A 13,313-nucleotide genomic window follows, 5' to 3' on the forward strand; every position below is an offset into this window, starting at 1 on the left:
GTGTTGTCGGTACGCGATCTGTTGCAACCGGTTGCGATAGACGAGTTCTAATCCGCATGCGGCAGGCACTCACATTGACGTTACGCCTGACCAACAGCCCGGCGTGCCAGTATTTAACACACCCGTAACATACCAGTGATGCGCCAGCAATCATTGCTTCGTAGGATGTTTCACGTGACAGACGAGATCACTACTCTAGCGGAGGAGAGAACATGTTGAGTCAGGGACAGAGGCAAGGATGGGGGCGGCGGACAGTCCTGATGGGTCTGATGGGGATCATGGCGACGACCGGTTCCTTGGCCGTGGGTCCGATGCAGGCAGCTCAGGCCGAGAACGCCGGGCCGACGGCGAGTCTGGCGTTTGAAGAAGGATTGGTGCAATACAATCCGCAGACACAGGTCGCAGGAAGCCTTCGCGTTCAAGGCTCCGATACCATGTCCCTCCTCATGAGTCGGCTCGCGGGTGAGTTTCAACGCCGTCAGCCGAATGTCTCGATCAATGTGAGCGGGGGCGGATCGACCAAGGCGGTGAATGAGTTTATTCAGCCGCCCGCTAAATTGAGCGGGAAGATTGCGCTCAAGGAAGAACGCCCGACCTATGTGTCCCTGGTGGCCTCCTCACGTGAGTTGCTTGATGCCGAGGTCAAACAATTTGTCGCCCAGCATGGATATGAACCGACCGGCATTCCTGTGGCCGTCGATGCCGTGGCGCTGTATGTTCATCGTGACAATCCCATCCAGGGCCTTACGCTCGATCAGGTTGATGCCATGTTTTCAACCACGCATAATCGTGGACTCAAAGCCAACCTGTCTCAGTGGGGCGCGCTGGGTCTTCAAGACGGGTGGGAGAAGGCTCCCGTCAGGTTGTATGGCCGGGATCGGCGATCCGGGACGCGCGCTTTCTTTCAGGAACATTGCCTGGCGGGCGGTGAGTTCGCGCCGACGCTTCGCGAGGAGCCGGGCGCGGCATCGGTCATTCTGGATCTGACGCGTGATCAATTGGGTATCGGCTACAGTGGATTGGGGCTGGAAACCTCCAGTGTGCGGATTGTTCCGCTCGCGGAGAATCAAGGGATGCCCTTTGTCGCTCCCACGGCCGCAACCGTATCCGACCAAACGTACCCTCTTCGCCGGATGCTGTATCTGTATATCGATAAGTCCCCGAAGGCGCCTCTTGCCCCTGCCGTGCAGGAATTTCTGACTTTTGTCACGAGTCGCGAAGGTCAGGAAGCCGTGATGAAGGCGGGATTTTTCCCGCTTCCCATGAACCAGGTCAAGAAGAATTTCCTGGCCCTCGGCCTCACCGGCCAGGATGCGACGCTGACGAACTGAGCCGTATGTCACACGCCTCTGTAGCCGCAGGCTTTCGAACGGAAATTGTTTGATGCCTGCGGCCTGTTTTTGCAGCCCGCTCTCTCCATTCACGACATATCCGCCCCGATGCGTTTTGCAACGGCACGGATGACGTTTCTCCAGCAACGGAATCCATGACCTCTCGCTTGTTTACGCAGTCGCATGCCACGCGATGACACGCTCTCAATCTCTTGCAACAGGCAGGAGAAAAATCACACCCACCGATCATGGCCTTGCCCGGATTCCCGAACCAGGGCATGAGACGGGCATGAAACCATTGCCTAATCAGCAGAGCAGCACGGTATTGCACTGAGGTTCATGCAGATATCGCCTCAGGGAATGACCGTAGATCCATGAGGCCCTGGCCATTTTCCTGGCGTGACCCGAGCCCTCATGGTTCCCGATGAGAACTAAATTCCTATCACGAACAGCGAGGTGGTAGTTCCCAGTCTCAAGAGAATCAGCTATTGGGCGGTGGACTTACGGGGTGTTTTGCTTTTTGGGCGAGCGGAATCGAGGTCCTGCTGGAGCTTGAACAATTGATCCTGTAACACCTGCATCTGCTGACGTTGACTGTCCAGGCGGTTCCGGAGTTCAAGATTTGACGTGGTCAGCTCTCGTATTTGAAGGCGAAGATCATCTGCCTGATTGCCCGCGGCCCCCGTGGCCCCGCCGTTGTTCGCTCCGATACCCGGTGAACCCGCCGTAGGAATCGATATGGAAGGTGACGCTTCAGGCGAAGGAACTGCGGGCCGGTGTCGCAGCGCGATGACATCCTTCACATTGAGCGAGAGGTGTACTGTTTCGAAATGGGCCCAGCGTGGTTCTTCCGCGTCGGGCACCGTGGCTGCAGTGGCCGGTGCCGCGGCCCACAATTTCATGCCTTTCGTGTCCCGCAGATCCTTCACCTCTCCTCCGGCCGTATCGGCCGCGGTGAAGGCGGAGTGATCCGTGAGCACGACATGAAGATACCGTCCCCGCAGAAACAGTGCGCCGGCGGTGCGTTCTTCACTGTATTTCGTCTGCGACTTGGGTAAGGAGAAAAACACGCGCTCGGTGGGCCCTGCTTGGTGAAAGGCCCGTGCGATCGGCTCGGCGATACGGCTCAACTCCGTATCCGTGAAGACAGGAACCGGGCGAGGCTGTTCCAGGATTCCGACGAGCGTTCCGCTCCAGCCGCTCACCATCAACGAACTGAGGAGCACTCGAATTTCCTCCGTCGTCATCTGCGCAGGCTGCTGATTCTCCGTCGGAGAAGACCCGCGGCTGATGGTGGGATCTGGTTGAAGTCCCACTTGGCTGTCCTGCTGGTTATAGAGCAGTGTTCCGCCGGACCACAGCGAGCAAGCGGAGGTCAGGCACATGAATAACACGAGACAGAAGCTGCCGAGCCAGTGTCTGGTGGAGCGCGGTGCATGGCTCATGGAATCGCTTCGCATGTGAACTGAATTCCCCACAATCTCTCGCCTCCCATTTGCCCGCGCCAGGCTCGATCCGCGGCGCGGCTCACCTTCGGTATTTCGCCTTCTTTCTGAACGCGTGATCCATCCGGACATTTGCGATTGATGAGCTCCATGGCGTCGCGCCGCTCGGTCGATGTCAGGATATCGACCTCATGTTGAAACGGATAGGTGACGAGGCCTCCCGTCGGGGTATCGCGAACCAGCGTTACCCCTCCTCCGCAGGCGCTGCAGGTCCAGACCAGCGCGAGTGCGGCCATGGCATCACACAGGCCATGGCGCGCCCGTACCGATCGGATTTTCTGAGAGACTGTCAGCGGGATGCGGCGCAATAGGTTTCCTCTTCAAGCGGCTGGTATCCTGCCCCAAAGTTCGGGAAATCAGCAATCTCTTTTCCCCCGGTGTTCCAAATGTGAAGACATTCGGCCGTGAGCGCCGGGAGACTGCGTTGACTGTCTTCGATGGCGACCACCGCGGCATGTTGCGTGGTGCCGATGACGATGACGCGATTCCCCGGTTGTAAATGGTTCATGGGAACTTTCCCGTTGAAATAGACCAGGAATTCTCCCCGTCCCCGTTCCGTATCAGTCGGACCATAGGCCGGGTGCTCGACGATCGGCAGCTGCGTCAGGACCATGGTCACCAGGCCGTCCCGTTGCGGAGCCTGGAGAATACGGCCACCCAGTTGCACCTTTTTTCCCGCCTTCGCGTTAGGCACCATACGCCAGGCAGTGAAGTCAAAATTCTGATCCACCCCTTCCAGTACCTGGGGCGAGAAAATGTGCTGCGGTCCGCATCCGCTGAGTACCATGCTGATCAGCACACCTACGATCGCTCTCCGGGATATCTTCATTGCATGCCTTTCTGTTTTCTAGCAGGACGTTGAAAAATTCCACCAGTCGCGTTCTCACATCGCTCGGAGGCTCAACGTACAGCCCAGAGTACGCTTCGCCTCTTCGCTCGCTGCGGCCTTGCTGAACGGCTTTTTTGACACCCTGCGAGCGTTTTGATGGATCTGCTAGAGACCGGTTCGGTTCGAAATTCGTTGCAACATCCGCGTTCGTCTCATTACATGAATCGTATTTGCCACTGTACCAAGAAGGCATTCTGGGCGAAAGGGTCGCCGACGCCGCGTGTCGGATCGACGACATTATTGGGCCCGTTGCCGGAATGATGGCGGAACTCGTAATTGATCTGCAGCTTCGATTGCACCTTGGGCGGGAAGTTTTCGAAATAGTAGCTCAGGCCCACGATGGTTCTGGTGTAGAGATCATTGCCGATTCTGGTATTGGGATCGAATTGTTCGTACATGATAACCGGCTCGAAGTTTTCGAGCGGCCCGTCGGTAATCAGGTACTTGGCCAGCACATACCAGGTACGTCGTTGGACTCCAGGGGCGCCGGAACCGCCGCAGATGAGTTGGACATCGCACGCGCCGTTGGCCGGCCGTCCGACCGTGGTCTGGTTCGCCCCATCATGCCCCTGCCATATTTCTCCCTGCACCATGAAGCCGGGCAGAATTTTGGAGGTATAGCGAAAATCCAAGCCGTAGCGATCGAAGGCTCCCTTGCCGCGACCGTTGATATTGGTATTGGCGTTGTTCGACTCGCCTTGAATCGTCGTGAAACTGATAAAAGACACGTCGCTCCCGAACAATCGTACGCGTGAGTAGAAGCTTTTCGGCGCGTTTGATCCCGTCGCGTTGGCCTCATAATTGTTGTTGTTCATGATACCGACGACATACTCCAGCCGGTTGAACAGTTTGCCGCGCATATCGAGAAAATAGTCGCGCTCTTGGAGAAACTCGACGGTACCCGCCGACCCGGTGCGATTGCCCACTCCGGAGCCGACCGAGGTGAGATAGGGAGAGCTGATGATGTCGCGCAATCCGCCGGATGTTTCCGTGAAGATACCGAAGGGCATTCGAAAAATACCCATGCGGAAATAATTGACGTTCGGCGCCCAGGACTGCACTGGTCTGATATCGAGGTACGCTTCACGAAAGAAGGTCGAGGAGGTCGGCACTCCGCCGGTGGCGGCACTGCCCCCGGTCGGCGTGTTGTTCAGGAGATTGATGCTTTGAAACTCCATCAAGGTGTGCCATCGCGGTAGGGTGTCGCTGATACGACCCCAAAACAGAATTTCCGACCGCCGGATGGACAAGTTGTCCTGACTTCGCCCTTCCGCCACATGCGCATCCTGGTGGGTGTATAACCACTGGAGCGCGTTGAGTCCGAAATTCACCTTATCCCTGAGAATCGGCAGTAACTCTGCCTTTGACTTCCATTCGTCCAGGCTATCGATCCGCTTGTCGCGCTCCCCGCCCTTATATTCCTGCTCGGCCCGAATCTGAATCCATTCCTCCTTGGTGATCGTGCCTTTCTGCATCAGCAGATCTTCGATGGATGTGCCGCCGAGAGGCATCTCCGGGGCTGCCGGCGGAGTGCCGGTTCCACTCGGAGCCGGCCCCGTCGACTGGGCGACCACAGTAGGAGACGGCGGAGCCATGGGGCCGAACCGCGGTGAGTCATCGGCCCAGGACGCGGTCAGGCAGAGAGTGCATGCCGCGGTCCCGACGAGGCCGCTGATGGATGCAACCAACGGGGGTATTTCCATTACGAACATCCTCCTTCTGTCTGTTGATTTCCGAAACGCGGGCCGGATCGTAATCCGTCGGCATCACACCCGCGTTCATGCTTTGTTACCGATGTGTAAAACCATGTCGTTGATTCTGCGACAGGGTAGTTTGTTCCTTCCAGACGACTCATTGCGCTGTTCAGCCTGCGGAAAGTTTGTAGCCAACGCCTCTGACCGTGAGAATCCATTGCGGGACCGAGGGCTTGTGTTCCACTTTGTGGCGAAGGGCGTGAATATGCACGTCCAAGGCATGTTCTTCGAGCGCGTAGTCTTCTCCCCAGACATGGTTGAGCAACTCTTGACGCGTCAAGACGCGCCCCGGGTTTTGCAACAGGACACGGAGAATCTGAAATTCCTTCGGCGTGAGCTCAATCGATTTTCCTCCGACTCTGACCTCGTGCCGATCGAGATTCATGGCCAGCGCATGAACTCGAAACTCTCTCAGCGGCGCGGATTGCAGTTCCTGCCGCCGGAGCAATGCCTTGATAATGGCCAGCCATTCACGGTGGCGGTATGAATCGATCACGATATCGAATCCTGCAGCCAGGTCCTCAAGGGTCTCTTCTTCCGTGCTCGCTTCTCCCTGTGGTTGAAGCGCGATGATAGGCATGTGCCCAAACGCGTGGTGCTGCCGCAGGGCACGAATGACTTTGTGTCGCCGGTCGATCAACGCCAGTTTGAACGAGGCTCGAGGGGCGAGGGAGAGGGCGTCCTCAGCCGTCGGCGCAACCGACACCTGATAGCCGTTCGTCCGCAACAGTTGGAGGACGACCGTGGCAAAGTCTTCGTCCCGGGTCAGAAATAGTAGCGCGATTCCCTGATGACGCCTGGATTCCGCCGTCGGTTGCATGGCCTGATACTACCGGCAGAGGGTTGCATGGCTGTATCCCGATTGTTACGGCTGTGTAAATACCGCTATGTACTGTACGTAGTGGTCGGATCGCCGGCTGTCTCGGAAAACGTAACCCTGTTGTAATGCGGTTGTGAAGGCCATGGAACAATGGGGAGGTAGACTCTCGCTGAAGGTTGTGGTCCACGGGATCCGGAAAGGACCCTCCGGGCAAGCTGCTCAGCCATGACCCCTATCATCACAAGGAGGCGTACGCAGGGTATGACGTTCACCAATTTTCAGGTTCGAGTGCCACGTGTCGCAGACGTCGCGAATCGCATCATTGAAACGGATCTCACCGACCTCTGGATCAAAGGGATCAAAGGGGTACTGAGTCTCCTGATTCTGACGATCCTCATTGCCCTGACGGGAGGCGTCATCAAGACGTTTCTGGATATCCAATTGCTCCTGCATGCGGCGGTTGAAGTTGGGCTTCGGCAAATCATTGTGGATACGCTGATCCTTCTTGCGGTGGTCGAGGTCTTCAAGACGACGTTGACCTATTTCTCGGAAGGTCGCGTGAAGGTCACGTTTATCGTCGATACCATTCTGGTCGTCATGCTGACAGAAATCATCTCCCTCTGGTTCAAGGAAGCCGATCAAGCCAAGCTCCTATCGTTGGGCGCCATTGTGCTGGCATTGGGAGCGGTGCGCGTCGTTGCCGTACGCTGTTCACCCGCACAGGGAGAAGCCGGCGGCAAATGCGGAGGCTCTTGCCGGGAGGGAATCTAAGCCCGTGCCGACGACAAGGCAAATTTACACGATCGTAATGAATGGCTGACGTCGCGAACATACGCGCGTTCCAAGATGAGGATCATACGATGCGGCCGCCATTCTGTGATAAGGCCGATTGATTTCCGGAGCGTAGGGACATTCCAACGAGGAGGATCCATGATGGTTCATCACGTGGGTTTGCTCAGCAGTGAATTCAGGATTCTTGAGTTAGTGCATATGAGGAAATCACTTACCTTGGAGCAGGTGGTCACCCTGCTTCCTGAGTTGAGCTGGAATCAGGTATTCAAGACGATTGATGAGCTGAGCCGGCGGGGAAAAATCATCCTGCTGCGACGAGGCTTTGATTACGAAATTGAACGGGTGTCTCCCAAGCAGCCTGCCGCCTCGTGCATAGGATGGTGACCTGATCGGAGTGTTTCCACCTGTGTGGAATCGACAGCCGTTAGCGGCCTGATTTCAATCGATAGCGAAATCCCGGCAGCACCTCGATGGACCCCGCCCCATTATTTTCAAGTTTTCGACGCAGGCTGCGGACGTCGCAATCCAACTCCCGGAGCATCACTTCCGACCCCTCCCCGCCAGGAATGCCTATCAATTCTTCCGCACCCAACAATGTGTTCTCGCGACCGAGCAGGACGTCGAGCAGGAGCGCCTCTTTTCGTGACACAGTGACTTCTCGTTTTCCAATCAGGATGACAAAGTAAGGCCCCTGCATTCTGATGGCCGCGTTCAGAACGGGACCTGCTTCCACGGTTGAGGGATCGCTTCGGCGAAGGACGGCCCGTACGCGGGAGACGACCTCGCTTGAACTGAACGGCTTCTCAACATAATCGTCCGCTCCCATGTCCAGGCCGGCGATCCGTTGAGCTTCACCTCCGACCGCCGTCAACATGATGATCGGAATGTGCCGAGTAGCAGTATTGTGGCGCACCATCCGGCAAATCTCCTGACCGCTGAGTCCCGGCAACATGAGATCGAGCAGAACGAGTGCCGGCAGGCGGCCTTGAATATCCCGCCACCCGCTGGGGCCATCGGTGGACAGCGAGGTGCCAAAGCCCGCGAGGCGCAGTGCGCGATCGAGCAATGCGGCGTGGAGAGGCTCGTCTTCAACAATGTGTACGGTCGAAGTGGTCATGGCATGAAATTGTACGGAGCGACTGTTTCAGTTTCCTCAACGGTTGTTGACGCGGTTGTTAACTCGACAGGGAGAGCAGCGACCGCTGCCCAGGGAAAGCGGTATAGGAAAGTTAACATGGTGTTTACATCGGGCTGATGGCCAAGAAATGCCCGCACCCTATGTTCATCAGTGCAATCGTACGGGGCTTTTTTAAATGGGAGGAATGTCTTCTATGATCGTCTCGCGTCAGATTTGTTTGGGGCTCACGTTGACCGTGCTGGGTCCGTTTATGACGACGTGTCTGGTCAGCGCCGCGGCGGGTGATGCTCCCGCAGTCGACACGCTTACCATCGATGCCGAGATCAAGCCCTATGGGAAGGTCAGCGGCGTGTCCGGAACAATCAATAGTATCGGCTCGGATACCCTCAACAATCTCATCACCTTGTGGGCGGAAGGATTTCGGAAACAATACCCCAACGTCAAAATTCAAGTGGAGGGGAAAGGATCGAGCACGGCCCCTCCCGCGTTGATCGAAAATACGGCTCAATTGGGCCCCATGTCACGGACGATGAAGTCCAGTGAGATCGATGCGTTCGAAGCCAAGTTCGGGTACCCCCCCACCGCCTACCCCGTCGCGGTGGATGCGCTGGCGCTCTTCGTCAACAAAGACAATCCGACGAAAGGGCTTACTATCGCGGAGGTCGATGCGCTGTTTTCAAAGTCGCGGCGGCAGGGGCACCCCACTGATCTGACCCGCTGGGGGCAGCTCGGTCATAGGGGCGATTGGGCCGATGCGCCGATCAGTCTCTATGGTCGGAATTCAGCATCAGGAACGTACGGTTTCTTCAAGGAGCACGCGTTGAAAAATGGCGACTTCAAGGATCAGGTGAAAGAGCAGCCGGGATCGGCCTCCGTGGTACAGGGCATCAACGAGGACCGGTACGGCATTGGATATAGCGGTATCGGCTACAGTACATCGGGAGTGAAAATGGTTCCACTGGCGGCGAAGGCGGGACAACCGTTCGTCGAACCGACTCATGCCAATACGAAGAATGGAACCTATCCGCTCTGGCGCTACTTGTACATCTACGTGAATCAGGCCCCGGGTAAACCGCTCTCCCCCATCGTGAAAGAATTTCTGGCGTACGTCTACAGCAAAGAAGGGCAATCGGATGTGCTGAGGGATGGATACTTCCCCGTCCCCGGTGCATTGGCCGAGAAGCAACTCGCCAAGATTCGATAATGAAGACAAATCCGATGAGACATGTGTTCAGGCCCTTTCATGTACGAACGTTGATCGACCGGCTCGCCCGCATGGTTATTGCAGTGGGCGGGCTGGCGACCATCGTCAGCATTCTCGGCATCTTCTTTTTTCTGTTTCGGGAGGTCACTCCGCTTTTCACGGCGCCAAGTGCGAAGTTAAGCCAACGCCTCAGTGTGCCGGCCTTGCTTCAAGATGAAGGCCCCGCGCAGGTGGCGGTGGATGAACATCGTGAGATTGCCGAGGTCTTCACCTCCGGCGCGATTCAATTTTTCGACTTGGCCTCGGGCCGACCTATGGCCTTGGACATGCCGGCTCAGTTGACCTCGACGCAGGTGACGGCCATGGCCTCGGGGGGGGGCCACAGCGCGCGCCTGGCCGTCGGTACGGCAGACGGCCACATCTTGCTGTTGAAGATCGGCACTACGACGGAGTTCTCCGAGCAGGGCGAACGGCGGAAACGGCCGCACGTTCATGCCGGCTCGCCCATTCCGGTGACGAATAGCCCGATTGTCCGCCTGGCCTATCGGTCCAACGATCAGGGCAGTGTTCTTGTGCTCGCCACGAAAGCGGGACGTCTGTTCATCGGGAGAATCGACGCTGATGATGCCGCGGGAACCGAACTGAAGATCACGGAGCTGCCTCAACCGGCTGGTGCCGTCACGTCTCTCGCGCTGGACGCATCGCTGGAACACGTGTACATCGGCACTTCCGACGGGCATGTCGTTCATGTCGGAATTTCAGAGACGCAGCCGCCGGAGGTGAACGCGTCCTATGTGGCGGCCTCATCCGATACGGCGATCACCATGCTGGGATTTCTCAGCGGTGATCGGAGTCTGGTGGTCATGGCGGCTGACGGGGCCGTGTCCACGTGGGGGTTGGTTCGACGCGCCGACGTGCCATCCGGCTGGATCCTCACTCAGATGCATACGTTCCGCTCCCACTCCGCGCCGGTGACGTCGTTTGCTCCGTCGCAACGGGTCAAAGGTTTTGTCACCGGAGATGCGAAGGGCAATGTCTTCCTGCATCATGCCACCTCTTCTCAAACCTTGTTGAGGCTCGCCATTGGAGAGTTTCCGATTCGTGCGGTGGCATTTGCGCCGAAAGGCGACGCCGTGATCGCTCTGGATGGAGCCGGGCAACTGTCGGTCTACCAGGTCCAGAATCCGTATCCTGAGGTCACATTGGACACACTCTTCGGCAAAGTCTGGTACGAGGGGTATGATCAGCCCGCGTATGTCTGGCAATCATCTTCCGGATCGGATGATGTGGAGCCGAAACTGGGCCTCCTTCCGTTGGCGTTTGGAACGCTGAAAGGAACGATCTATGCCTTGTTCCTGGCCGTGCCTATCGCGATTTTCTCCGCGATCTGCACCTCGCAGTTCATGCATCACGATCTTCGCGCTAAAGTTAAACCGATAATTGAAGTCATGGCCGCCCTGCCGACCGTGGTGCTCGGCTTTTTAGCGGGGCTCTGGCTGGCTCCGCTTCTGGAGCGTATGCTTCCCGCCCTGGCCGGCATGGCGCTGGTCTTGCCGATGTTGGTCATCGTGGCCTCCTTCGCCTGGCATCTCTGTCCCCTATCCATCACACGGCATTTTTCTGCGGGCAACGAAGCGCTGATGTTGATGCCCATTCTGGCTCTCGGGATCGGCGGTTGCCTCTGGGCGCATTCCTTGTTCGAGGTCTGGTGGTTCGACGGCAACATCAAGGCCTGGCTTTCGAATCGGCTCGGCATCCAATATGACCAGCGCAATGCCTTGGTCGTCGGCATTGTGATGGGATTTGCCATCGTACCGGTGATCTACAGTATTGCCGAAGAGGCGCTTTTCAACGTGCCGAAATCCCACATCGCCGGCTCGCTGGCGCTGGGTGCCACGCGCTGGCAAACCGTGCTGCATCTGGTCTTGTTATCTGCCAGCCCCGGAATCTTTTCTGCCGTCATGATCGGCTTCGGCCGCGCCATCGGAGAAACCATGATCGTCCTGATGGCCACCGGAAACACCCCGATTCTGGATTGGAATTGGGCCAACGGGTTCCGGACCTTGTCGGCCAACATCGCCGTCGAAATTCCAGAGGCGCCGCACGGCGGAAGTCTGTACCGGGTGCTGTTCCTGGCGGCTCTGCTCCTGTTCGTGATCACGTTCGTCATCAATTCGCTGGCGGAACTCATCCGCCAGCGGCTCCGGGATAAATATAGCCATGGGTAAACCATCCACGCGCATGAACAGTTTTTGGCGAGGCGGAGAACTCTTCGTCTGGATGACGGCGTCCGGTGTGGCGATCAGTTTACTGATGGTGGCGGGAATGCTGGTCCTGATCATCGTCAACGGCTTGGGGCAGTTCTGGCCGCGCGCCTTGCAACAGGTCACGCTGAAGACACAGGGGACGGTGATCGGGCAACTCGTCGGCGAAGAGCTGATTCCCCATTCGGTTACAACCGAGTGGCAATCGGGCCAACGCCGCTTTCGCTATCGCGTGGGCAATCGGGATCAATTCGGTTCCGAATATCGGTGGGTCAATGAAACCGAGATCGCGTCGATCTCGGCTCCCGACGACCTCACGTTCGTCGAGCGCCGGGAATGGGGTCCTGCCTATGGACGTGTCAGCCTGCCTGCTGAAGGGGGTGCCGCAACGATCCGTGGCGAAGGCTGGGCTACCATTGTCAGACTGGTGGATCGGGCCAACCGGCTGCGCCAGCGAATCGAACACCTCGAGCGTGAGGAGATCGGATCCATCAACTATCGTATCGAAAAGGCCAGGCTCGCACGTCAGGCTCTGGTGCTGAAAGGCGGGTCTGATCTGTCCGCTGCAGAAGCAGACCGCAGTCTCGTCGATCAGATCGCCGCGCTTGAGCGCGAATACCTCTCCAAGACCGAAGCGCTGGAGCGCTTACATGCAGAAGCCGGCCAGGATGTGCTGTTCCTCACTCTTTCCACCGGTCGATCGGTGCGTCTCTCGCTCGACCAGGTCCTGGCCGTCAGTCGGCCCAATGCGATGAGTTGGTTCGAAAAGACTCTGACCTATGTTCGGAACCTGTGGCTCTTCATCTCCGGTGAACCTCGTGAGGCCAATACGGAAGGTGGGATTTTCCCTGCCATCTTCGGCACGGTGCTGATGGTGTTCTTGATGACCTTGGCGGCCATGCCCTTCGGGGTCATGGCGGCGGTGTATTTGCGGGAGTATGCGAAACAAGGACCGCTTGTCAGTCTGGTCAGAATCGCGGTGAACAACCTGGCCGGGGTACCCTCGATCGTGTTCGGCGTATTCGGCCTGGCATTCTTCGTCTATGCGCTGGGTGGCACCATCGACCAGATTCTGTTTCCCGAATCGTTGCCCAATCCCACCTTCGGCACGGGCGGGATTCTCTGGGCTTCGCTGACCCTCGCCCTGCTCACCGTTCCTGTCGTCATCGTTGCCACCGAGGAAGGGCTGTCTGCGGTACCGCGAGATTTTCGCGAGGGCTCGGTCGGCCTGGGCGCCACTAAATTGGAGACGATCCGGCATATCATTCTGCCCTGCGCCTTGCCGGGAATTTTGACGGGATTGATTCTCGCCATGGCCAGAGCCGCAGGCGAAGTGGCGCCGCTGATGCTGACCGGCGTCGTCAAGTTGGCCCCGGCGCTTCCGCTGGATGAGTATCTTCCTTTTTTGCATCTCGAACGAAAGTTCATGCATTTGGGTTTTCATATTTATGACGTGGGATTTCAGTCGCCGAACGTCGAGGCGGCAAAGCCGATGGTCTACATGACCACCCTGATCCTGATTCTGGTGGTGGTGCTGTTGAATCTGGCGGCGGTCATGCTGCGCAATCGCTTACGCAAACGATTCGCGACATCGGCTGTGTGATCACAGAGAGGAG

Annotated in this window: 12 protein-coding genes; 6 read left to right on the forward strand and 6 right to left on the reverse strand. The window is 57.6% G+C overall.

Going from position 1 to position 13,313, the window contains the following annotated elements; all coding sequences use genetic code 11:
* The first annotated feature begins 212 nt into the window (after positions 1-212).
* The gene (locus tag JNL86_05420) at positions 213-1,331 is read left to right on the forward strand and encodes a PstS family phosphate ABC transporter substrate-binding protein (protein MBL8042341.1); all 1,119 of its coding nucleotides are present in this window, start codon (positions 213-215) and stop codon (positions 1,329-1,331) included.
* A 485-nt stretch (positions 1,332-1,816) separates the two neighbouring features.
* Here JNL86_05420 and JNL86_05425 read toward each other — a convergent pair whose 3' ends face one another.
* The 5 genes from JNL86_05425 to JNL86_05445 all read right to left on the reverse strand — a co-directional run bounded on the left by JNL86_05425 (position 1,817) and on the right by JNL86_05445 (position 6,299).
* Positions 1,817-2,776: a hypothetical protein gene (locus JNL86_05425; protein MBL8042342.1), complete on the reverse strand. Its 960-nt coding sequence runs from the start codon at positions 2,774-2,776 to the stop codon at positions 1,817-1,819.
* Positions 2,773-3,072, reverse strand: a complete 300-nt coding sequence (locus tag JNL86_05430) for a hypothetical protein (GenBank protein ID MBL8042343.1) — start codon at positions 3,070-3,072, stop codon at positions 2,773-2,775. The genes JNL86_05425 and JNL86_05430 overlap by 4 nt, the downstream gene beginning before the upstream one ends.
* 53 nt (positions 3,073-3,125) lie before the next feature.
* Entirely contained in the window at positions 3,126-3,665 is a 540-nt protein-coding gene (locus JNL86_05435) for a Slp family lipoprotein (GenBank protein MBL8042344.1), read from the reverse strand.
* A 215-nt stretch (positions 3,666-3,880) separates the two neighbouring features.
* On the reverse strand, positions 3,881-5,428 hold the full coding sequence (locus tag JNL86_05440) for a hypothetical protein (GenBank protein MBL8042345.1): 1,548 nt from the start codon (positions 5,426-5,428) through the stop codon (positions 3,881-3,883).
* A 160-nt stretch (positions 5,429-5,588) separates the two neighbouring features.
* Positions 5,589-6,299, reverse strand: a complete 711-nt coding sequence (locus tag JNL86_05445) for a response regulator transcription factor (GenBank protein MBL8042346.1) — start codon at positions 6,297-6,299, stop codon at positions 5,589-5,591.
* A 261-nt stretch (positions 6,300-6,560) separates the two neighbouring features.
* On the opposite strand from JNL86_05445, the gene JNL86_05450 reads away from it, so the two are divergent.
* Together JNL86_05450 and JNL86_05455 are read left to right on the forward strand one after the other, a co-directional pair.
* A complete protein-coding gene (locus tag JNL86_05450) occupies positions 6,561-7,070 on the forward strand; it encodes a phosphate-starvation-inducible PsiE family protein (protein ID MBL8042347.1) in 510 nt (169 codons plus the stop codon).
* Positions 7,071-7,229: 159 nt separating this feature from the next.
* Positions 7,230-7,475, forward strand: a complete 246-nt coding sequence (locus tag JNL86_05455) for a hypothetical protein (protein ID MBL8042348.1) — start codon at positions 7,230-7,232, stop codon at positions 7,473-7,475.
* A 40-nt stretch (positions 7,476-7,515) separates the two neighbouring features.
* On the opposite strand, the gene JNL86_05460 is transcribed toward JNL86_05455, so the two are convergent.
* On the reverse strand, positions 7,516-8,208 hold the full coding sequence (locus JNL86_05460) for a response regulator transcription factor (GenBank protein ID MBL8042349.1): 693 nt from the start codon (positions 8,206-8,208) through the stop codon (positions 7,516-7,518).
* Positions 8,209-8,422: 214 nt separating this feature from the next.
* Here JNL86_05460 and JNL86_05465 point away from each other — a divergent pair, with 214 nt between their 5' ends.
* From JNL86_05465 to pstA, 3 genes are read left to right on the forward strand one after another with little or no spacing between them, the layout of a single operon-like run.
* On the forward strand, positions 8,423-9,433 hold the full coding sequence (locus tag JNL86_05465; GenBank protein ID MBL8042350.1) for a phosphate ABC transporter substrate-binding protein: 1,011 nt from the start codon (positions 8,423-8,425) through the stop codon (positions 9,431-9,433).
* 14 nt (positions 9,434-9,447) lie between these two features.
* On the forward strand, positions 9,448-11,661 hold the full coding sequence (locus JNL86_05470; protein MBL8042351.1) for an ABC transporter permease subunit: 2,214 nt from the start codon (positions 9,448-9,450) through the stop codon (positions 11,659-11,661).
* Positions 11,654-13,300 carry a phosphate ABC transporter permease PstA gene (gene pstA / locus JNL86_05475; protein MBL8042352.1) on the forward strand — a complete coding sequence of 549 codons (1,647 nt, stop codon included), beginning with the start codon at positions 11,654-11,656 and terminating at the stop codon, positions 13,298-13,300. Before JNL86_05470 ends, pstA begins: the two co-directional genes overlap by 8 nt.
* The last annotated feature ends 13 nt before the right edge of the window (positions 13,301-13,313 follow it).

This window comes from Nitrospira sp., from assembly GCA_016788885.1.
Lineage (GTDB): Bacteria > Nitrospirota > Nitrospiria > Nitrospirales > Nitrospiraceae > Nitrospira_A.